At 50.0% G+C, this 20,939-nt stretch carries 17 protein-coding genes; 16 read left to right on the top strand and 1 reads right to left on the bottom strand.

The window, feature by feature from the left end; genetic code table 11:
* The 13 genes from F557_RS0105965 to F557_RS0106035 form a co-directional block, all read left to right on the top strand.
* Positions 1-248: hypothetical protein (locus F557_RS0105965; RefSeq protein ID WP_245539390.1), on the top strand; the 248-nt coding region annotated here is incomplete at its 5' end.
* A gap of 170 nt (positions 249-418) precedes the next feature.
* Positions 419-1,246: an acetolactate decarboxylase gene (gene budA / locus F557_RS0105970; protein WP_019001334.1), complete on the top strand. Its 828-nt coding sequence runs from the start codon at positions 419-421 to the stop codon at positions 1,244-1,246.
* Positions 1,247-1,776: 530 nt separating this feature from the next.
* Positions 1,777-3,708 carry a sensor domain-containing diguanylate cyclase gene (locus F557_RS23245; RefSeq protein WP_019001336.1) on the top strand — a complete coding sequence of 644 codons (1,932 nt, stop codon included), beginning with the start codon at positions 1,777-1,779 and terminating at the stop codon, positions 3,706-3,708.
* Between the two features lie 354 nt (positions 3,709-4,062).
* On the top strand, positions 4,063-6,525 hold the full coding sequence (gene thrA, locus F557_RS0105990) for a bifunctional aspartate kinase/homoserine dehydrogenase I (protein WP_019001338.1): 2,463 nt from the start codon (positions 4,063-4,065) through the stop codon (positions 6,523-6,525).
* Between the two features lies 1 nt (position 6,526).
* Positions 6,527-7,477, top strand: a complete 951-nt coding sequence (thrB, locus tag F557_RS0105995) for a homoserine kinase (protein WP_019001339.1) — start codon at positions 6,527-6,529, stop codon at positions 7,475-7,477.
* Positions 7,478-7,579: 102 nt separating this feature from the next.
* The gene (gene thrC, locus F557_RS0106000; protein ID WP_019001340.1) at positions 7,580-8,863 is read left to right on the top strand and encodes a threonine synthase; all 1,284 of its coding nucleotides are present in this window, start codon (positions 7,580-7,582) and stop codon (positions 8,861-8,863) included.
* 134 nt (positions 8,864-8,997) lie between these two features.
* Complete coding sequence (locus tag F557_RS21060) at positions 8,998-10,221, top strand: DNA topoisomerase family protein (RefSeq protein WP_169335165.1); 1,224 nt, start codon at positions 8,998-9,000, stop codon at positions 10,219-10,221.
* A gap of 39 nt (positions 10,222-10,260) precedes the next feature.
* On the top strand, positions 10,261-10,998 hold the full coding sequence (locus tag F557_RS0106010; protein WP_169335166.1) for an N-acetylmuramoyl-L-alanine amidase: 738 nt from the start codon (positions 10,261-10,263) through the stop codon (positions 10,996-10,998).
* Between the two features lie 78 nt (positions 10,999-11,076).
* The gene (pnuC, locus tag F557_RS0106015; RefSeq protein WP_019001343.1) at positions 11,077-11,895 is read left to right on the top strand and encodes a nicotinamide riboside transporter PnuC; all 819 of its coding nucleotides are present in this window, start codon (positions 11,077-11,079) and stop codon (positions 11,893-11,895) included.
* Positions 11,896-11,991: 96 nt separating this feature from the next.
* Complete coding sequence (gene purE, locus F557_RS0106020) at positions 11,992-12,501, top strand: 5-(carboxyamino)imidazole ribonucleotide mutase (protein ID WP_026297775.1); 510 nt, start codon at positions 11,992-11,994, stop codon at positions 12,499-12,501.
* Entirely contained in the window at positions 12,494-13,057 is a 564-nt protein-coding gene (gene tsaC / locus F557_RS0106025; RefSeq protein ID WP_019001345.1) for an L-threonylcarbamoyladenylate synthase type 1 TsaC, read from the top strand. Before purE ends, tsaC begins: the two co-directional genes overlap by 8 nt.
* A gap of 95 nt (positions 13,058-13,152) precedes the next feature.
* Complete coding sequence (aroE, locus tag F557_RS0106030) at positions 13,153-13,977, top strand: shikimate dehydrogenase (RefSeq protein ID WP_044143061.1); 825 nt, start codon at positions 13,153-13,155, stop codon at positions 13,975-13,977.
* A 62-nt stretch (positions 13,978-14,039) separates the two neighbouring features.
* Positions 14,040-14,816 carry a class I SAM-dependent methyltransferase gene (locus tag F557_RS0106035; RefSeq protein WP_019001347.1) on the top strand — a complete coding sequence of 259 codons (777 nt, stop codon included), beginning with the start codon at positions 14,040-14,042 and terminating at the stop codon, positions 14,814-14,816.
* 90 nt (positions 14,817-14,906) lie between these two features.
* Here the strand turns inward: F557_RS0106035 and F557_RS0106040 are convergent, their stop codons facing one another.
* Entirely contained in the window at positions 14,907-15,776 is an 870-nt protein-coding gene (locus F557_RS0106040) for a DnaJ domain-containing protein (RefSeq protein ID WP_019001348.1), read from the bottom strand.
* 347 nt (positions 15,777-16,123) lie between these two features.
* On the opposite strand from F557_RS0106040, the gene lon reads away from it, so the two are divergent.
* From lon to F557_RS0106060, 3 genes are all read left to right on the top strand, one after another.
* A complete protein-coding gene (lon, locus tag F557_RS19045) occupies positions 16,124-18,958 on the top strand; it encodes an endopeptidase La (RefSeq protein ID WP_019001350.1) in 2,835 nt (944 codons plus the stop codon).
* A 121-nt stretch (positions 18,959-19,079) separates the two neighbouring features.
* The gene (locus F557_RS0106055; RefSeq protein ID WP_169335167.1) at positions 19,080-20,081 is read left to right on the top strand and encodes an Asd/ArgC dimerization domain-containing protein; all 1,002 of its coding nucleotides are present in this window, start codon (positions 19,080-19,082) and stop codon (positions 20,079-20,081) included.
* Positions 20,082-20,214: 133 nt separating this feature from the next.
* A complete protein-coding gene (locus F557_RS0106060; RefSeq protein WP_019001352.1) occupies positions 20,215-20,751 on the top strand; it encodes a hypothetical protein in 537 nt (178 codons plus the stop codon).
* Positions 20,752-20,939: the final 188 nt, after the last annotated feature.

A 20,939-nucleotide genomic window follows, 5' to 3' on the forward strand; every position in this document is an offset into this window, starting at 1 on the left:
ACTTTGCAGTGCTGAGACATTCAATGCCCAGCGGATTTGGCTCTATTGAGGGAGCTAAGTCTACGGCTGTGTTCTCATCATTTCATGAAACCTGCAAAGCTCATGGAGTTGACCTGGAAGATTACCTTGAATTTCTGTTCAGATATATGGGTATTCACAGAGACGAACTGAAAGATGAATCGCTGTCTGATGAAAGAAGAAATGCTATTCTTGAGCAGGCTATGCCGTGGAAATTTAAGAAGGCCTAAAGTGCTGACTTTAGACCTAATACAAAATTTGTATGTTTATTTGTTCGATCACAAATGAATGAACCATTTGAATCTAAAACTGTTCAAAAAATATAAAACGTCATTAGACTTCAAAGAGTTCTTGTGAAAAACAGACGCGGAACATAAGGGATTTTTAGGAGACCTATTTGATGAAATTTAGCAGAAAAGGTTATTTTTTCGTTACTTTGCTTGTCGGGCTTATGACAGCAGGACTAACTGAAGCGTATGCGGAACAGGCCGATAGAGAGAGTATTGCCCAGGTGGCACTTCTGCAGTCTTTGGCACAGGGGTATTTCGGTGGCACGATTACAGCTGCAGAACTGATGTCTCGAGGGGATACGGGAATCGGGACGTTTGAAGGCTTGAATGGCGAAATGATTGCTTTGGACGGAAAAATCTACCAGGCTTTGGGTGATGGGACGGTTATAGTTGCGCCTGACAACACAATTATTCCTTATGCGACTGTAACATTCTTTGATAATGATTTCGCCGTCAAGCTTACGGATATCAGGAATAAGGCTGATTTTGAGAAAGCCGTCAATGCTGCTGTTCAGGAACATGGTGTTAACAGTTTTTACATGGTGAAGCTAAATGCTGAATTCGACTCGATTCTGTTTCGCAGCGAATACGGAAGCAAGGAGCCTTATCCAACACTGGTGGAAGCGCTGAAGGGAAAACAGACGGAATTTTCTGAAAAAAATATCAAAGGCACGCTGGTAGGACTGTTCTGTCCAAACTACATGAGCGAGCTAAACACTCCGGGCTGGCACTTCCATTTCATTTCAGATGATAAAAAGAAAGGCGGGCATATTCTGGAGCTTTCCCTAAAGGATGCTACGGTATATTTTGACAAGACAGACAAGTTTACCATGCTGCTGCATGATGATCCGAATTTCCATAAGATAAATCTTAAGAAGGATATGTCGGAGGATATTCGAAGTGCTGAACATGATACCAAGGGAAAAATGCAGAAATAATAAATCAGTTTTTCTGAAGCAGGCGGTGCTGCCTAATTAAAGCTTAAATTCCGGCAGAATTTTCGACGGTGTTTTCAGTACATTTCAGAGATTCTTGTTTTTTTAGTGCATTGCGGGATGCTTTTCTGCGTGGAGCTTCTGTTACGGGTGATTTTTCCGAACACCGGTATGCCGTGCGGCAGCTCAGCTATTTTTGCGGCTAAGCTGAAAAACGTGCATGTCTCTTTGAGGTTTTTAGACCGTGGATTTCCGAAAAATACAGAAGGATCGCCGGAAGTTCCGCCAGGTGCTGTCTGAAAAATGCGCAATCGACTGGCAGTTTTGTTATAATTCCGTCTGTATTATAATACAGCCTTAATATCTTAATATTATAAATTTTTCATGTGTTATAAAACAGTTCCTGCTGGAAGCAGCCTTCCTATTGTACATACTTCTGTCGTAGTTCTGTTTATGATTGTGGAAATTTGTAAGACAAAATAATAACACGACGGCTCCGGAGAAATGGCCGCGTCTGATTAAACGGGATTTCGATGAACAGTAAAAATGACGATGAAAATTTCTTCAGGGCGGGAATTTGGGAAGCCCTGGTGAGTTTGGGTATCCGCAATATTCTTATCGCTCTGTCCGTGATTTTTTTTACGGTCGTGGCTTTGTCCCTGGGTTTTTACGCTCTTTATTCATCTGTCAAGGAAAGTATTTCCCTGCGTAGCGAAATAAATGCCAGACAGTTCTCCAAAGACTTTGACGAGTATCTTCTGACCGGCCTTAATAATATCAAAATGGCCAGCTACACAGTTGATACGATGCTGAAAAGCAGTACCTCTTCAGATGAAATCAGGAGGTATCTTGTTCAGGCTTCCGATAATATCAAAAGTTCCATAGACAGCGATTCCACCGGACTGTACGGTCTGGTGAACGATACATTCGTGGACGGCAGCGGCTGGGTTCCGGATGCCGATTACGATCCCCGAAACAGACCGTGGTACCAGGAAACCATGGAAAACGGCACGCCCATTACCTTTGTAAAGCCCTATGTGGATATGCAGACAGGAAACTACATGATGACCATTACGGGGCTCCTCGGGGACGGTAAGAGCGTCATTGCAATAGATGTGGGACTCAGGGAGGTTCAGGATATCACTGAACGCATCGGTCAGTCTGTTCCGGGCTGTATAGGCATGGTGCTTGATAATTCCGGAGGAGTTGTGGCTCATTCCGACAGACAGGAGCTGGAACGTGAATACCTGGAGGAAGCGAACACACTGGGCGGCCTTATTGCCCGCAAAATCTTCAGGGATAACAATACACAGTTCGAGGTGCAGTTCGGAGAGTCAAGTTATATGGTTTATGCCGAACCGCTGGTCGGCGGATGGGTCAGTGTTTCGGCAATGGATACCGCTGAGCTGTTCAAGCTTCCCAGATTTATCATGCAGTTCTCTGTAGTAGTGGTGCTCCTGTCTATAGTCTTTATTTTTATTATTGTTGCCAAGATTGCCCGCCGCAATCTGGTGACACAGAAGCTTAACATGCAGCTTTCGTCCGTGGGGGCAATTTATGTATCCATTTATGATATCGACGTTTCCGGGAACACCTGCTGTGAAATCTGTTATCACAGTCTTTTTCAGGTCGGGAAGATTTCTTCCGGGCAAGACCGTTCCGGAACTGTTTTTGCCGGACGGGGGGGCGATTTTGCCCTGATTGGCGATGCCCAGACCGGATTTTTCAGAATGGCGGAGGAAAGTACAGCTGAGAGCTCCCGGAAGAGTCTCAGACAGTTTGTGGATTTCAGTACCCTTAATGAAAGAATGAATGGTGTCAACACCATCACAGAGGAATTTCTGGACAGTGGTAACAAGTGGTGCCGGGGACGCTTTGTCGTGGAGAAAAGGGACAGTGATGGCCGAATTTCACATGTTCTCTGGCTGGTGGAATCAATCGATCGAGAAAAGAGAAATCGCGAAAAGCTCAGGTATCTTGCAGAAACCGACATGATGACCGGTATATGCAATCGCGGAACTGGGGAACGTAAAGTTTCCGCCATGCTGATGGAAAAGCAGTGCGGTATGTTTATCCTTTTGGATATTGACAAGTTCAAGACTGTAAACGACAGTTTCGGACATCAGGTAGGTGATCAGGTAATCACAAGTGTCGCCGGAGCCATGAAGAATACCTTCAGGGATTATGATGTGCTGATGCGTCTCGGCGGAGATGAATTTGCCGTATTTGCTCCTGGAGTATGCAGCGTGGACAAGGCTCAGATGGTGATATCACGTTTTTTCCACAATGTTCAGACTATCCGTATTCCTGAAATGGGGGATCGTTCGGTTTATGTCAGTGTCGGTGCAACTTTTTATGACGGAAGCGGTGAGGTAACCTTTCAGGAGCTTTATGAGCAGGCCGATGGCTGTACCTATATGAGCAAGAAGACGGTGGGGAATACTATAACCTACTTTGGTTCATGATCTGGTAAATTGCGGCGGCGGATGACTGTTTTACGCGGAACGGCAGCGCTAGCTGTCTCTGGCATAGCCGGCCTTTTTCGGAATTTCCGGTAGCGTTTTTGCCGGTCTGAGTTTTTCCAGAGCGGCCGAACGGCCGGTGATTCTTGACAAAGTCCCCTATATTTGGGATCATTTACCCTGTTTTTTTGTGCCCACCGGGTAATTTATTCAGAATTGTATTGTCAGGTGTTTACAGAAGCTTTTATGACAGCAACGGGTATTACAGGCCTCTGGGCTCTCTAGCTGTTAACTCAGGTAAACACGTAAGAGCCCGATTCGTCAGAATTCAGGGCTTTTTTAATTTCAGAGGTGTTGATGCGGGTTTTAAAGTTTGGAGGTACTTCCTTGGCGAATGCCGAGAGATTCCTTCGCGTTTCGGACATTGTTGTGAATACTCACCGTAAGTCACAGGTTGCTTTGGTGCTCTCGGCTCCGGCCAGGGTTACCAATCTTCTGGTGGAGCTGGTGGAAAAGGCTTCCGGAGGTTCTGACGGTACGGATGTGATTGCACAGATCAAGTCGATATTTTCCGGGCTTATCGCCGGTATTCAGGAGCGGTATCCGGCCTACGAGGCTCCGGAACTGTATCGCAGGATGGAGGAGGAATTTGCCCTGGTTCAGAAAAGGATTCAGGGAATTACTCTTCTCGGCCAGTGCCCTGATAATGTTCAGGCATTTATTCTGAGTCGCGGCGAAAAGCTTTCGGTGGTTCTTATGGAGGCTCTCCTGAGAGCCCGTGGAGAGCAGGTAACGCGCCTTTGTTCCGTGGAGACACTGAAGACTGAAGGCGGGTATCTGGAATCCCGGATAAACCTTGATGTGTCCCGCCGGCTGTTCCAGGAAAGAAAAATCAACAACTACACCATCTACATCATGATGGGCTTTACCGGCGGAAATGAGAAGGGGGAACTGGTGCTTCTGGGCAGAAATGGTTCCGACTATTCTGCAGCCTGCCTTGCAGTATGTGTCAATGCCGAATCCTGCGAAATATGGACCGATGTGGATGGCGTATACAGCTGCGATCCCCGTATTGTGCCGGATGCTCTTCTTCTGAAACGTCTCAGCTACAAGGAAGCTATGGAGCTTTCCTATTTTGGTGCTAAGGTGCTGCACCCGAGAACCATTGCTCCCATTGCCCAGTACCGAATTCCGTGTCATATCAAGAATAGTCTTAATCCGGAATGCGAGGGGACACTTATTGCTCAGATTGGGGATCCTTCCCTGCCGGTCAAGGGAATTTCAGATCTCAAGGATATTACTCTGGTCAATGTTTCCGGCCCTGGCATGAAGGGAATGGTGGGCATGGCCGGACGCATTTTTACCTGTGTTTCCCGGGCCCGGGTTTCCATAGCTCTGATTACCCAGTCCTCATCTGAATACAGCATCAGCTTCTGTATTCATACCTCCGATAAGGACAGAGCTCAGAAGGCACTGGAGGAGGAATTCCAGCTGGAGCTCAAGGATGGCCTTCTTGACGGTATTGATTTTGTGGACAACAAGGCCATTATTTCGGTTATCGGTGATGGCATGCTTACGGTTCGCGGTATTGCTTCAAAGTTCTTTTCGGCACTTGCGCTGGCCAATATCAACGTCAATGCCATTGCTCAGGGCTCATCGGAGCGTTCAATATCAGCGGTGGTATCCCGGAACAAGGTGAGTGAGGCCATCAAGATCTGTCATCAGAACTTTTTCAGCTCTATTCAGCATATTGATGTTCTGGTTATCGGCATCGGCGGTGTGGGAGGCGCTCTGCTGGAACAGATTCGCCGTCAGCAGCCGGTACTTCTGAAAAATCACAACCTGATGATGCGGGTATTCGGAATGTGCAATTCAAAGCATATGATGCTTTGTGCTGACGGCATTGATCTCGATTCTGATTACAGAACCGCCCTGAATGAATCCGGAGAAGCTTTCAGTCTGACACGGGCCAAGGAGTTTATTACCGAGACTCATCTCATCAATCCGGTGATTGTGGACTGTACCTCTGATCAGAAGATTGCGGATCAGTATGCGGATTTCCTGTTGGCAGGCTTTCATGTGGTTACCCCTAACAAGAAGGCTAATACCGGGAATATGGAATTTTATCGTAAGCTGCGTGATGCTGCGCAGCTCCGCCGCCGGAAGTTCCTTTATGAAACCAATGTCGGAGCAGGCCTTCCCGTTATTGAAAATCTGCAGAACCTGATAGCTGCAGGAGACCGGCTGCAGCGGTTTAACGGCATTCTTTCAGGCTCGCTTTCCTTCATTTTTGGAAAGCTTGATGAAGGAATGAGCTTTTCGGAGGCGACCCTTATTGCTCGGGACAAGGGCTTTACCGAACCGGATCCGCGTGATGATCTCAATGGCATGGATGTGGCCAGAAAGATTCTTATTCTTGCCCGTGAATGCGGTATGGAACTGGATCTTTCGGATGTCGAGGTGGAAATGGCTCTGCCTCCAGGGTTTGACGCCTCCGGAACAAAGGAGGAATTCCTCGCTCGTCTTCCCGAAGCTGATGCCTATTTCCGGGAGCAGATCGCTGATGCCAAGGCTCGCGGCGAGGTACTGCGCTATGTAGGATCCATTGAGGACGGCAGATGCCGTGTAGGTATTCGCCGTGTCAACGAAGAGGATCCGCTGTATAAGGTTAAGGACGGTGAAAATGCACTGGCCTTCCTGTCTCTGTACTACCAGCCGATCCCGCTGGTGCTCCGGGGATACGGAGCTGGTACCCAGGTTACGGCTGCCGGCGTCTTTGCTGATATTTTACGTACTTTGAACTGGAAAAGAGAGGCTTAATATGGCGGTTAGCGCATACGCACCGGCTTCAATAGGCAATGTCAGTGTCGGTTTTGATATTCTGGGGGCAGCCCTGAAGCCGATTACCGATCAGGTGTTGGGTGATGTGGTGGAGGTTCATGACGGAAAAGAGGAGTTTGAGCTGGAAAGTGACGGCTGGTTTGCCGGAAAGTTGCCTCAGGATCCCCGGAAGAACATAGTTTACGATGCCTATCTGGGATTCCGGGATTTTATGAAGGAAAAAGGTCTTTCCGTAAAGCCATTCCGGATGGTTCTCCATAAGAATCTTCCGGTGGGATCAGGACTCGGTTCCAGTGCATCTTCAATCGTAGCAGCCGTGGCTGCTCTTAACGCCTTTCACGGTTACCCCATGAGCAGAGATGAGGCTCTTCGGCTTATGGGGAAACTGGAAGGAAAGATTTCCGGCTCTGTCCATTATGACAATGCCGCTCCCTGTTATCTGGGCGGCATACAGCTGATGGTTGAGGAGCGCGACATTATAAGCGAACACGTTCCGGCTTTTTCTGACTGGTACTGGGTTTCCTGCTATCCGGGAATTCAGGTTAGCACCTCCGAGGCCCGTTCCATTCTGCCGAAGGAATATTCCCGGAAGGATGCCATTACTTTTGCCAGACAGCTTGCGGTGTTCATTCAGGCTTCTCATACCGGGAACGATCTTCTGGCTGCGGAGGTTCTCAGAGATGTTATTGCCGAGCCCTACCGCCAGAAACTGATTCCGGGCTTTCAGGAGGCCCGGGATTATTCCCGGGAGCAGGGGGCTCTGGCTATGGGAATTTCCGGATCCGGTCCGTCGATATTCATAGTAATGAAGGATCTCGAAAAGGCTGAAAAGGTTCAGGAATGGCTGAAGCAGCATTTTATCCAGAATGAAGACGGCTTCTGCAATATCTGCCGGATCTGCGAGGAAGGTACAGTAATAACTGAACTGTAAGCCGGAGGACAGTTCCCCTCCGGGGGCTGTCAGGAATCTGACATTTCGGAGCGTGTTTTCTGGAATGTTGCATTAAAGAATAAGCAAATATCAGGAATAGTCATGAAACTTTATAATATTAAGGATCATTCAGAAGTAGTTTCCTTTGCCCAGGCTGTAAGACAGGGGCTGGGACGCAATCAGGGACTGTTTTTTCCAGAGGAAATAGTTCCTTTTGATGATGTGGATGCACTCCTGGATCTGCCATTTGTGGAAAGATCCGGAAAAATTCTTCGTCATCTTATTGGAGACGAGATTCCAAATCTGGAAGAGCTCGTAGCCAATGCTTTTGCCTTCGGGGCGCCGCTTGCCAAAGTTGACGACCGTACCTATGCTCTGGAGCTTTTTCACGGTCCGACACTGGCGTTCAAGGATTTCGGGGCCCGGTTCATGGCGCAATGTCTTAGTGCTCTGGCATCCAGAGGTGATGGCGGGAAGATTACTATCCTGACAGCAACCAGCGGTGATACCGGTGCGGCAGTGGCTCATGCCTTCTACAACCTTCCCAATGTTGATGTAGTCATTCTGTATCCGGAGGGCAAGATTTCCAATCTGCAGGAGAAACTCTTCTGCACTCTGGGCGGGAATATCAGGACCGTGGCTGTAAAGGCAGCCTTCGATGACTGTCAGGCTCTGGTTAAGGCCGCCTTTGATGATCCTGAAGTTCGTGACGGCATTGGTCTTAACAGTGCCAATTCCATCAATATCAGCCGTCTTCTGGCTCAGGTCTGCTATTATTTTGAAGCGGTGGCACAGCTTCCCGCAGAAAAGAGAAATTCCGTAGTGTTTTCCGTCCCCAGCGGAAATTTCGGAGATCTGACAGCCGGCCTTATCGCCATGGCTCTGGGGCTCAAAGTAAGAAAGTTTATTACTGCTACCAATGTCAATGACACTGTTCCTCGTTTTCTGGCTACCGGCGAATGGGATCCGCACCCGACTCAGGCAACCCTCTCCAATGCCATGGATGTGTCCCGGCCGAACAACTGGCCGCGGGTTACGGAGCTTTTCAGTGTTAAGGGCTGGGATCTCGGGAATCTTGGCTATGGCCGTCTGACAGATGCCGAAACCGAGGAAGCTATGAGAGAGCTTCAGGCTAAGGGATATACGTCAGAGCCCCATGGTACTATTGCCTGGAAGGTGCTTGACAGCAGCCTTCAGGATGGCGACACCGGTGTTTTCCTGTGCACGGCATCTCCTGCCAAGTTTAAGGAAAATGTGGATCGCATTCTTGGAATCGATCTGCCGCTGCCCGAGGCGCTCAGCTCCAGAGCGGATATGAAGGTGCTGTCCGTTCCTATGGCTGCCGATTTCGCGGAACTTAAGAAATTCCTTTTGAACAGGAAGTAACCGGCTCTAGGCCCCGAAGGCATGTATCTTCGGGATTTCGGATGAGGAAGGTCCAGAAGCTGGGCCTTTCTTTTTTGGAAAAAGCGGGGCGTGACGATCCTGATTATTTTCCGATAACAGAAGGAGAATACTGTATGACAGCCGGAAGCGAACAGGAAACTGCTATTGAAATCCCGGAGCAGAATTTAGCCGCCGGAAATGCTGCGGGCTCCCCGGAAATCGTCCGGAATTCTGCCTTTAATGGGGATGTTGTTCCTGATCCGGATATTGAGGAGGAACAGGATGCCGTGCCGGAGACAGAGCGCGCTGACATAGCCGCTGGCGCTGATATTTCCACGGAAGAGGAGACTGCTCACCCCGGGGATAACAACCTTGCAGGAAGCGGCACAGATTTTTTGGGCGAGATGGCCGGACGCTATCAGGAAGGGCTTTCTCCGGAAAAAAGATACCAGCTTACCGACAGAGCCCGTGCTGTTATGGAATTTTTTGAAAAAAGAGCTCAGGGAGTCAATGTCGGAAAGGAGGACTATCCTGCAGCCTTTCAGGGGCCTGATTGGGATTATGGAGGAACCAGGCCAGTTGCCGCCGTCCCTGTTCCGGCAGAATGCAGCGGTGTGATTTCTGAAAAGAATCCTGAAGAAATGCAAAAAGGATGGCGTGAAGTATTTAGGGAAGAACATCTGCATGAAGATCGAAAGGCGGAAATGCAGACTGCCGAGAAGTTCACGGAGGCCGTTTCTCCCTGGTGCTTGCCGCCGGATGTTTCAAATACATCTTCTCCAGATTTCCTTTCAGGTTCCGGAAAGGAGGCCGCCGCGGATTCGGAAGCGGTCACTCTTGATAAAACTGAAGATAATCTCGGGAACTGTCCGGAGTGCGGTTCTCCGCTGTCTCTGTACCGCACCCGCCGCGGACAGATGGCAGGATGCTCCCGGTATCCGGCATGCCGTTATATGAAACCCGTGGCCGGGATATACCGGGTACGGATTGAAGAGATAATTCCTGATTCAGCCTGCCCGGTGTGCGGTTCTCCTATGGCAGTGAAAAGCGGCAGATACGGACAGTTCGTCGGCTGCACCAATTATCCGGATTGTACTTATATTTTTCGGGAAAAGCCGGAGAGACTGCCGTGTCCGGAATGTCTGAAGGGGAATCTGATGCTACGTAAGACCAGATTTCAGAAGGTCTTTTGGAGCTGCGATCGTTATCCGGACTGTACCTGCCGGCTCAACCGAAAGCCGGTGCGCCGGCACTGTACGTACTGCAAGAGTCCGGTATTGACTGAATTTCGGGGACGTCAGGGGGGGTATCTCAGGTGTCCGCTTTGCGGCAAGAAGATGTCCCGGACAGATCGTTAGCTTTTGGCGAATCAGTTTGAACAGATGTTGGAGGTTTTCATGAGTTTTTTAAAAAATTTGGCAGCGGCAGCAGTGATTTTATGCTGTCCGGTAGTCTCTCTGGCTGGAGGTCGCTGCCATGATGACGGAAAGATCTATTATGCAGTTATTGATGCCGGACATGCCGGCCGTGAATACGGAGCTACTTCTTGGAACGGCGGCCACGAATATGATTATAACCAGCGCTTTGTAAAGGAGCTTACTGAAAGACTGGAGAGGGAGCAGATCCCCTACATTCTGTCAGGTTTTCATCCTGATAAAAACATTTTGGAGGATCGTGTTACCAGAACCGGCTCCCACGCCATTTTTCTGTCCTTTCATCATGATTCGGTATCCCCGATATACTGCAATCTGAATACCAGTCCCTGCGAAACTGATTATGCTGCGGGCTATTCCCTGTTTGTATCTTCCCGAAACCCTTATTATGATCTTTCCTCAGCAATTGCCAGTGAAATGGCCGCTGAGCTCCGGAGGGCGGGATTTAAAAACAGTGTGCACCATGCTGAAAAAATCCCGGGGGAAGGACGGCCGCAGCTGGACCGGAACGGAGTTTTTCTGTTTGACGATCTGAGGGTGCTAAGATTGTCCCGTGGCCCGGCAGTTCTTCTGGAAATAGGCGTTATTGTCAATCGCCGGGACGAGGCTCTGGTATCTTCACGCAAGGTGCGAAGCCGTTATATTGATGCTGTGATCCGGGTGCTGAAACGGCATATCAGACTGGAAGATCCCAGGGGCTGAGAAGAGTCTATGCCCGGTTTTCACCGAAGAAAAAATGCTGGCTGCGAGAAAGCATAGCTAAAAGAGAGGTTTTAATTAATGAATAACAATGCTGAACCCCCTGTAATTTCAGGACAGATGCCTCTGTTAAGGAAAAAAAATGCTTTTTGGGAAAGGATGCGGGATCTTTTTCGGAAAGAAATTTCGGGGTGGAGCCGGGGGGAGATTCTCTGGCTGGGGTTTTCTGTAACAGCGATTTCCGTTATTTCCGCTACCTTCAATATTTCCCGGAACATGCCTGTCCTGTCCGGAGATTTTGTAATGAGTCTCTCCGCAGCGATACTGGGATGTCTGGCGGCGGTGTTTACCGGCCAGGGCAAACTGGGGGCATTTGTTTTTGGATTTCTGAATTCGATCCTTTATGGTTTGATTTCCTTTGGCTATGGATATTACGGGGAGTTCATGGTGAAGTTTCTAGTGTTCATCCCTCTTAATGTCTATGGTTTTACCGTCTGGCTCAGGCACATTAATCCTCTGGGAAACGAGGCCTCCAAAAGAAGTCTTTCTCTCAAAGGGCGGTTATGGCTTTTACTGGCGATTTCAGTTTTTACCGGAGGTTACGGGATCCTTTTGATGTTTCTCAAAGGGGCGTATCCTTTCTGGGACGGCTTTACTACCATTATGGCCATTATTGCTCTGGTGCTCTGCATAATGAGATTTTCTGAGCACTGGATTCTCTGGATGATTATCAATGTGGTAAGCGTGGGGCTTTGGGCAGCTCCCTTTATTGACGGCCGGGGGCAGCCGGTGGCAGTGCTGCTTATGTGGTGCTTCTACCTGATAAACTCTGTAGTAATGTATATGCGCTGGCGGAAGCGCGAAAAGCTGGAAAGGGATTTTTCCGCCAGCCTTAATTAATTCTGCAAAGGTGCTAAAATGCATTCCGGAACTTCGGCGGTATTCCGGAGGCTTTGTTGTCCGGCTCTGGGCCGGTATTTTTTAGGGAGAAAACAGATGTCTGATAAGTTTGTGGCTGTTCTTATGGGATCCGATTCCGATTTGCCGGTGGTCGAGGGGGCTTTTCAGGTGCTGAAGAGTCTGGGAATCAGGGTCGAGGGGAAGGTAACCTCCGCTCACCGTACTCCTGATGCCGCCAGAGCGTATGTGGCTGATGCCGAAGCCCGGGGCTGTCAGGTGTTCATCTGTGCTGCCGGAATGGCAGCTCATCTGGCAGGCGCCGTGGCTGCCGCCACCACCCGTCCTGTAATCGGCATCCCGGTGGACTGCGGTCCTCTTAACGGTGTGGATGCACTTTATTCCACTGTTATGATGCCTGGCGGAATTCCGGTAGCTACTATGGGAATTGGCAAATCCGGTGCCAAAAACGCCGCCTATCTGGCAGCGGAAATCATGGCACTTGCGGATCCGGATCTGGACGCCGCAGTAAAGGCGGAAAGAAAAGCACGGGCTGAGGATGTGGCCCGCAAGGATCAGGCTCTTCAGAAGAAGCTTGAGAATGTCTGATCTTCGGATCACTGAGGCGGCCCGTGCCATAAGGAACGGCGGAGTGGTCGCCTATCCTACGGAGGCGGTATTTGGAATCGGCTGCCTGCCGGAGAATACCCGGGCTCTCTCCCGGATTATGGAGATCAAAAAAAGGGACCCATCCAAGGGGCTCATTGTTATCGGTGGGGGCTTCGAGGAGGTTTCCGGATATTTGGATCTTCAGGCAATTCCCGGGGATTTTTTTGAAAAAATGCGGGATTTCTGGCCCGGACCAGTTACTGCGGTGCTGCCGGCCCGGAGCGGTCTTCCGGCTTTGCTTACCGGAGGCAGAAATACTCTGGCGGTGCGGATTACCGCTTATCATCCGGTTATCTCCCTGTGCCGGGAAGCGGGGGGGGCTTTGGTGTCCACCAGCTGCAATATAAGCGGCCTGAAACCGTTCAGAACTGCCCGGGAGGTACTGGACAGCTTTCCTCCGGGAACCTTTGACGGTGTTCTGGATCTCCCCTGCGGCGGAAATGAAAAGCCGAGCAGAATTATTGATGGACTTAGCGGCAGGATTATCAGAGATTAGGGGATTTTTCGGATGTGAATCCGTTTTTCTCCGGATGGCTAAAGAATCCGGAATAAACTATTACGAACAACTTCAGCGTGCGGGAATTTAGCATCATGGACAAATATGCGGTTCTGGGGAATCCGGTAAATCACAGCAGATCTCCGGCAATTCATGCGATGTTTCGCGATGAAACCGGTCAGGAAATGGAATACGGAACTCTGTTATGTCCTCTGGGCAGCTTCGGCGAAACAGTGGACGGCTTCAGATCCGGGGGCGGCAAGGGACTCAACATCACAGTTCCTTTCAAGGAGGATGCCTTCAGATATGCGGACATCCTGACGGATCGGGCAAAAACAGCCGGAGCTGTTAATACCCTTCGTTTTAATGATGACGGCACTGTTCTCGGAGACAATACTGATGGTGCCGGTTTTATTGCCGATCTGAAAAGACTGAAATGGCCGGTTTCCGGAAAACGGGTGCTGGTCATGGGAGCAGGAGGCGCAGCCCGGGGCATCCTGAAGCCTTTATTGGAAGAGAATCCGGCGAGTCTTTTTCTGGCAAACAGAACTCTGGCCCGGGCGCAGGCTCTGGCGCAGGAGTTTCCGGAGACAGTCGCCGGCTCCTATGAGGATCTTGTTTCCCGGGGTACCTTTGATCTGGTGATAAATGCAACTTCCGGCAGCCTTTCAGGAGCAGTGCCCCCGCTGCCGGAAAGTGTTTTTGCTGCCGGAGCCCGAGCCTATGACCTCATGTACACGCCTTCGGGGATGACGGTTTTCCTGGAATGGGCGCTCAGTCATGGCTGCAGTCATGTTTCTGACGGCCTTGGAATGCTGGTGGGACAGGCCGGAGAAAGCTTCCTGCTCTGGCGCGGCGTTTCTCCGGATCCCGAAAGGGTTCTTAAGGCGCTTCGTGAGATGCTCCGGGCTGAGGATTGATTTCCGGGACTCCGGTTTCCGATATCTGCTAAACAGTGTTTTTTCCGCAGGATGGAGTTTAAATGCCGTTTCCTCTTAGTATTGAATCTCGTGACGGGATGCTGGCCGAGCTTTACAGCCAGGAACTCTCTGTTCTTGCAGAAATTGAAACTGCTGCACCGCTTACCGTTATCCTGTCGTCCGGAATTGTCTCCCTGTCAGGAGGATCTTCCCAGGAAAATCCGGTATATGTGGATTTTGTTGGGGGGGCTCTTGGATTCCGCAGGGTATATGGCGGCGGCCGGCACTCTGAGGGAGTTGCCAGGGCCTGTTTTGGAAGAATGAAGTCTCCGGTAGTATTTGACGGTACGGCCGGACTGGGGCGTGATGCCTTTGTTATGGCGGCGCTGGGAGCACGGGTGCATCTTTTTGAGAGAAATCCGGTGGTAAGACTGCTGCTTCGGGACGGTCTTAGAAGAGGCAGGGATTCGGATATTCCCGAGGTTCGGGAGATCACTTCATCGGGAATGCTGCTGGAGGAAGCACCGTCGGTAACTGCCTACCGGGGGAATGTGATTCCCGATACGGTGTATCTGGATCCCATGTATCCTGAAAGAAAAAAAGCCGCCATGGTTAAGAAGGAGATGCGAATTTTTCATGAACTTGTGGGCCAGGATCGGGACCGGGAGGACTATCTCGATGCGATTCTGGAGGCTGATTACCGCAAGACTGTCATGAAGCTTCCGAAATGGGCTGAAATAATGCATCCGGAAAGAGTCAATACCGTGGTGGCTACCAAAAATCACCGTTTTGTTGTTTACGCTGCCAGGAGTCCGGGGAATATCAGAACCGGAGAGTAGCAGGAAGCGTTTCCGATTTTCCGGAAGGCAAACATCCGGTGCTTTTTTGTCCGGGATTGTTTCCCCTTTTACGGAAGAAGATATTTATCATCAGAATTTACGGTACTTTCGCACCAGATCGTAGGCTTCGTTGATTTCCTTGGTCTTGTTTTCATATACGGCAACCATGCTCTCAGGCAGTCCCTTGCCCTTGGCCAGATCAGGATGATATTTGCGGATGAGCTTGCGGTAGGCCCTGGTAATATCATCGGCGGAGGTGCTTTCGGATACTCCGAGGATGTTCAGTGCAGTCTGATACTCGGATACTGTCCCTGCCGAGGTATTGTCACGGCGGCTCTGTTCCTGTCTTCTGCTGTAGCCTCCCATTTCCCGGATAATTTCTTCCGCTTCGCTGTAGGATACATTAAGAGCGCTGGCAACAACCCCGATGCGTCTTCTTTCTTCAGGACTGATGCTGCCGTTGGCAACGGCAATATACACCAGAATAGCGATGATGGTCAGACACTTGTCATGATCCCTGCCATGTATAGCGCGAATAAGGACGAGGTCCTCCTCAGGAGAATAGTCCCGGCTTTTTCCGGTCTGAAATGCTTTTATAAAGAGCTGGCGGTGTTCTGCTCCCAGTTTGGCGATGATGTTTTCTGCGGAGTTTATTTCATCGCGGGTGATTACTTTGTTAGCGCGGGCTACATATCCCACAAGCCTCATAATGGAACAGGTGACGGTGGTGTCATCGGTATTTTCGGAAAAAACACGGTCACCGTTTTGGGAGTCAAAGCTGCCGGATGCGGAACTGCCGGTATTATTTCTGTTACGTCCGATGGCAACGCCGGCAGCCACAATGACAGAAATGATAATCAGCGCTACCGGAAGCACTGCCGGAAACATCACAATGATTACAATTATCAGTAAAAGGCAGCCGCACCCGCAGCCGACGTCTTCGTTGCTGTTGTTGTCCATTATGGTCTCCGGTTTACTGAAAAAGGACTGCGGCCATACTCTGCAGGTGATTGTAGCAGATACCGGGCTTAAAAAACGAAGCGGGTTTCGTGTTATTTGAAAAATTTTGTTCGGGATCTGTGCAGGCGATACGGAGAGTCCTGGACAGGGGAGAGATAAAGTAATTATTATGCCGGGACAGGGGAAGAAATGACTGGCCGTTATCTTTCTTTTGAAACATGTGAAGGCATATGCGGTGATATAGCGGTGAAACTGGAGAAAATACGGGATTTTTTTTCTTGTCCCCCTTGAAAAAATGCTATTTAAACCGTATTTACAGTGAGGAATTTTAAGTGGAGATTTCTTAAATGTCAGACAACGGCAATAACAGCAACAGCGGGAATAACGGAAACGGCGGAGACAGCAGCAGAGATGGCGATAGTGCTGCAGTGGAGAATGTTCAGGAAGAAAAAGCCGGACGTCTGAAAAAAGAGCTTTCCGTTCCGGAAAAGGAGCGGCCGCCTGTGTTGTGCGTTCTGCCGGTATTTGGCCGGCCGTTTATGCCCAGTCAGGTTATTCCGGTTCAGCTGGCTCCGAGATGGGAAAAGGCTCTCAGAAAAACTCTGGACAGTCCGTCAAAGATGGTGCTTTTGGTTGCCGTTCCTGAAGGACGGCTGGAAAGCGATCTCCGGGAAGCCGATTTCATGAAGATGGGTTGCCTGGTGCGTGTTATTCAGGCCCGGGTAGGCGAGGAGCTTCAGTTTATTGCTCAGGGCGTGGCCCGGGGTCGGGTATCCAGACTGCGCACAGTTGACGGCTGCATCGAGGGGGATATCGAATACCCGGAATGTCAGGTTCCGGCAACCATGTCTCCGGAGGGAATTGAGATTAAGGCTTATGCCATGTCCATTCTTTCCACACTGAAGGAGCTGATGCCGCTGAATCCGCTTTATTTTGAAGAACTGAAGCAGTATCTGACACGCTTTAATCCTAACGACCCCTCCATGCTGGCTGACTGTGCCGCCTCCATTACCACTTCAGAGGCGGAGCAGCTTCAGAATGTTCTGGAAACCGTGGATCTCCTGCCGCGGATGAAGCTTTCGCTTGGTCTTCTGAAAAACGAGGTGGAAATTGCCAAGCTTCAGAAGAGCATTAAGGATACCGTGGCGCAGAAACTCTCGGATCGGCAGAAGGAATTTTTCCTGAAGGAGCAGCTCCGGGAGATTCAGAAGGAACTGGGAATTACCGTAGACGACAAGACTGCCGACGTGAACCGGTTCCGTGAAAAAATGGAAAAGCTTAATCCGCCGGAACAGGTGCAGAAAAAATTTGCTGACGAACTGAACCGGCTTTCCGTTCTGGAACCGGCCAGCGCCGAATATGCTGTCTGCCGGGACTATCTGACATGGCTTACCAATATTCCCTGGGGAATTTATGCCGATCAGAACTTTGATTATGCCAGGGCCAGGAAGATTCTGGAGGAGGATCACGAAGGTCTCAAGGATGTGAAGGATCGTATTCTGGAATACCTGGCTGTGGGGGCCTTCAAGCTTCGCAATCAGGAGGTGAAACCACAGGAATCCGCGGCTGAGAAAGCAAAGACTGCAGAGGCTGGTCTGAAGGCTGAGTCTGAAACTCCTGCCCAGGCGGAAAATGACGCAGAGTCCGCCGCCTCTGATGATCGGAAGTTCAGGCAGTCGGGAGATGAGTCCAATGGGGCCATTCTCCTCTTTGTGGGACCTCCGGGAGTCGGCAAGACTTCCATCGGCAAGTCTATTGCCCGTGCACTTAACAGGCCGTTTTTCCGGCTTAGTCTCGGTGGCATGAGAGACGAGGCGGAAATCAAGGGACATCGCCGTACCTACGTGGGGGCTTTGCCGGGACGCATGGTACAGGCTTTAAAGGAAGCACAGGTGATGAATCCGGTAATTATGCTGGATGAAATCGACAAGCTTTCTCATGACAGCTTCCGGGGAGATCCTGCCAGTACGCTTCTGGAAACTCTGGATCCGGAGCAGAACAGCGGATTTCTGGATAATTACCTGGATTTGAGGCTTGATCTTTCGAAGTGTCTCTTTATCTGTACAGCAAACTCCATGGACACCATCCCGGCTCCGCTTCTGGATCGTCTTGATGCCATAACGCTTTCCGGCTACCTGGCTGAGGAAAAGATGCAGATCGCCAAGAAGCATCTTATTCCGAAGATTTTCAAGAAGGACGGCGTACCCAAAAACAAGATTAAGATCAGGGATACCGCACTCCGGAAGATTGTTGACGAGTATGCCCGCGAAGCAGGAGTAAGAAGTCTGGAAAAGGCTATTGCAAAAATTTCCAGAAAGGCGGTAACCAAATTCCTGGAGGATGAAAATCTGGCAAATGTAACGGTAACTCCTGATGATATCAAGGGTTATCTCGGTGTTGCACCGTTCACCCGCGAAAAAACTATTTCCGGTGTGGGCGTGGTTACCGGGCTTGCCTGGACCTCAGTTGGCGGTGCCACTCTGCCTATCGAGGCCGAACTGGTAGACAACTCTGCCCGGGGCTTCAAGCTTACCGGCAATCTCGGGCAGGTAATGAAGGAGTCGGCAGAAATATCCTTAAGCTATGTAATTTCGCATCTCAGGGAGCTGGCTCCGGATACGGACCCGAATTTCTTTGAGAAAGCCCTGGTGCACCTTCATGTGCCGGAGGGGGCTACTCCCAAGGATGGTCCTTCTGCGGGTGTGACTATGGCCAGTGCGTTCCTGAGTCTGGCTCTTAACCGCGCGCCAAATCCGGGTTTTGCCATGACTGGTGAGATATCACTGACCGGCAGTGTTCTGGCCATCGGCGGAGTGCGGGAGAAGGTTATTGCCGCAAAGCGCATCGGCATTTACCGGCTTATTGTCCCCAAGGCCAACATGGCGGATGTAGAGGAGCTTCCCGAGTATGTCCGAGACGGCGTGGAGTTCTTCTATGCAGATGTTTACAAGGATGTGGCTGATATTCTTTTCAGTGATAAGTATGCTGTTCTTCCTGAAAAGAAGAAGACTTCCCGTAGCAAGGCTGCAGGAACTTCAGAACCGGTAAAGAATTCGGAGAAGCCGGAGACAGATAAAAAGCCTTCTTCCGGTAAAAAGACCGCCACAAAATCTTCCGGAAAGGCTGCTGGACGTAAAACCAAAGCAGGTGGAAAAGGCAAATCCGAAAATGCCAAGAAGTAGCCTGACGTTTTTCTGACTGAAACAGGGAGGGAGGGAGCGGGTGCTCCCTTTCATTTTTAGGCGAAGAGTATTTTTTATGCCGGGCAGTGTGCCGGCAGAAAAGCTTCACACGGAGAAATTCATGAAACCATTAACAATTGCAGTGTCAGATTATGAAACTGACGTGGTTAGGGCAGTATTCAAGGGACTTCAGGAGGCTCGGGTTCCTGTGGAGGATATCATTCCGCTGAGCTCGGATGCTTCCGAATATGACACCGTTTCGTTTATGGATCAGGATTTCCCTATAGTTCCGCTACAGCGTTTTGATTTTGGGAGTGCTGATGCGGTTCTGGTATCCGGAGTTACTGATGATGCCGGAAAAACGCTGATCCGTGCTGTAGAAGCCGGGATTCCGGTGCTGGATTTTACGAATTTTCCGGCCGGCGGAGACGGGCTTTTTGCCAGGGGGGGCAATCCGAAGGAGTCCTTCTGGAATCCGGAGATTACTCCGGTGTATTATCCGGCGAATTCCGGCGCTATGCTGTTATCCGGTATTCTGAAGCCTCTGGCAGATAAGGGACTTTTGTGCGGCGGAACAGTAACTCTTATAGAGCCGGCTTCCGAACTGCAGAACGGCGGAGTAATGGATTTGGGACGGGAAACCGCGGCAGTACTCAATCTGAGACCAGTTGTTCCCAAGGTTTTCGCCACCCAGCTGGCCTTCAATCTCCATCCGGTTATCGGAGAGCTTCTGCCCGGCGGCAGTACTGTTCATGAAGCGGAGATTATTGCTGAACTCAATACACTGGTGCCTGGCTTTCCATCTTCTTTATCGCTGACCTGCATTCTGGCACCGGTATTTCACGGCTGTATGGCCAGTATCACTCTGAATCTCTCCGGGGATACGGATCAGAAGGAACTGGAAAGAATTATTTCTGTTCCGGGGACTGTAAGATTTGTTACGGAGAAAGAAGGTGAGCTGACGCCGATCCCCTTTGCCAGGGATGAACCGGAGGTTCTGATTTCCCGGCTGAGAATGATTAATCCCCGTACCTGTTCATTCGTCGCTCTTTCCGACAACGAAACCCGCGGCATGGCTGGAAATGCCGTGGAGCTGCTCCGGCTTCTCTCGGAAAGAAGATGATCCATGGCGGGAGGACCATGGCATAAGGCTGCGTGTCGGGGCCCGGATTAGAGCCAGCCGGGGAGATTCACGCGGATTAGCTGTCCCGGTCGCGGCAAGATCCGCTTTTTCCTGAAAACATAGTGAAAGCTGTATGAATTCTGAGTTTAATCCCTTTGAATATTCACCGGAAAAGCTCCGCAGTGCCAGAATATGCATAGTTCAGAACAGATTCGGATTTCTTAATTATGTCTTCTGTCCTCATTGTCACATCTCTCTGTCCGGACAGCCCCTGAATAAGGCGTCCGTTGCCGCGCATCAGGTTACAGAATATACCTGCGGTTACGGTGTGGTCGTAAAAAAAGAGGCGGCAGTGCTGAAATGCTGTCCGGAGTGCGGGCAGATTTACCGTGATGTCAGAAACCGGGAGCCGGCAATCACGGGACGGCAGGCATGGCCTCCATTTGCGGTGCACCTTTTGGTTCTTGATGCGATGGTTCTGGCGGGCTACCTCTTTTTTCTGTATTTTCGTGATTATCAGGGCTGTATTGCGTTTATGGAGTTTTCCTGGGAGAAGTCTGCGCAGTGTCAGAGTACGTCGGTGATCCTGGAGATTATGTCCCCGGCAGCCGAGGCAGTTATGTATGCAGTACTGCTGATGATCTTACATTTCGCAGTTGAGATTGCTTAATTACCACTTTTTATAATGGGCTGGAGGAATTTCAAATTCCTTTTTGAGACTAGCATGTTGTGACGTCGATTAATATAGGGGTTTGTCACAAAAAATACATATATAAAATATTTATTTTTAAAATGTGATACAAGGATCGCTTTAATATTATCTCGCTTGTGGCAGGCGATTTTATTTCCCTAGAATAC

Origin of the sequence: Succinimonas amylolytica DSM 2873, assembly GCF_000378405.1 — a bacterium.
GTDB lineage: Bacteria > Pseudomonadota > Gammaproteobacteria > Enterobacterales > Succinivibrionaceae > Succinimonas > Succinimonas amylolytica.

What these genes read in the sequence shown, in the direction of transcription:
- budA (WP_019001334.1), top strand. Translation starts at nt 419, where the DNA reads ATGAAATTTAGCAGAAAAGGTTATTTTTTCGTTACTTTGCTTGTCGGG.
- F557_RS23245 (WP_019001336.1), top strand. Translation starts at nt 1,777, where the DNA reads ATGAACAGTAAAAATGACGATGAAAATTTCTTCAGGGCGGGAATTTGG.
- thrA (WP_019001338.1), top strand. Translation starts at nt 4,063, where the DNA reads ATGCGGGTTTTAAAGTTTGGAGGTACTTCCTTGGCGAATGCCGAGAGA.
- thrB (WP_019001339.1), top strand. Translation starts at nt 6,527, where the DNA reads ATGGCGGTTAGCGCATACGCACCGGCTTCAATAGGCAATGTCAGTGTC.
- thrC (WP_019001340.1), top strand. Translation starts at nt 7,580, where the DNA reads ATGAAACTTTATAATATTAAGGATCATTCAGAAGTAGTTTCCTTTGCC.
- F557_RS21060 (WP_169335165.1), top strand. Translation starts at nt 8,998, where the DNA reads ATGACAGCCGGAAGCGAACAGGAAACTGCTATTGAAATCCCGGAGCAG.
- F557_RS0106010 (WP_169335166.1), top strand. Translation starts at nt 10,261, where the DNA reads ATGAGTTTTTTAAAAAATTTGGCAGCGGCAGCAGTGATTTTATGCTGT.
- pnuC (WP_019001343.1), top strand. Translation starts at nt 11,077, where the DNA reads ATGAATAACAATGCTGAACCCCCTGTAATTTCAGGACAGATGCCTCTG.
- purE (WP_026297775.1), top strand. Translation starts at nt 11,992, where the DNA reads ATGTCTGATAAGTTTGTGGCTGTTCTTATGGGATCCGATTCCGATTTG.
- tsaC (WP_019001345.1), top strand. Translation starts at nt 12,494, where the DNA reads ATGTCTGATCTTCGGATCACTGAGGCGGCCCGTGCCATAAGGAACGGC.
- aroE (WP_044143061.1), top strand. Translation starts at nt 13,153, where the DNA reads ATGGACAAATATGCGGTTCTGGGGAATCCGGTAAATCACAGCAGATCT.
- F557_RS0106035 (WP_019001347.1), top strand. Translation starts at nt 14,040, where the DNA reads ATGCCGTTTCCTCTTAGTATTGAATCTCGTGACGGGATGCTGGCCGAG.
- F557_RS0106040 (WP_019001348.1), bottom strand. Translation starts at nt 15,776, where the DNA reads ATGGACAACAACAGCAACGAAGACGTCGGCTGCGGGTGCGGCTGCCTT.
- lon (WP_019001350.1), top strand. Translation starts at nt 16,124, where the DNA reads ATGTCAGACAACGGCAATAACAGCAACAGCGGGAATAACGGAAACGGC.
- F557_RS0106055 (WP_169335167.1), top strand. Translation starts at nt 19,080, where the DNA reads ATGAAACCATTAACAATTGCAGTGTCAGATTATGAAACTGACGTGGTT.
- F557_RS0106060 (WP_019001352.1), top strand. Translation starts at nt 20,215, where the DNA reads ATGAATTCTGAGTTTAATCCCTTTGAATATTCACCGGAAAAGCTCCGC.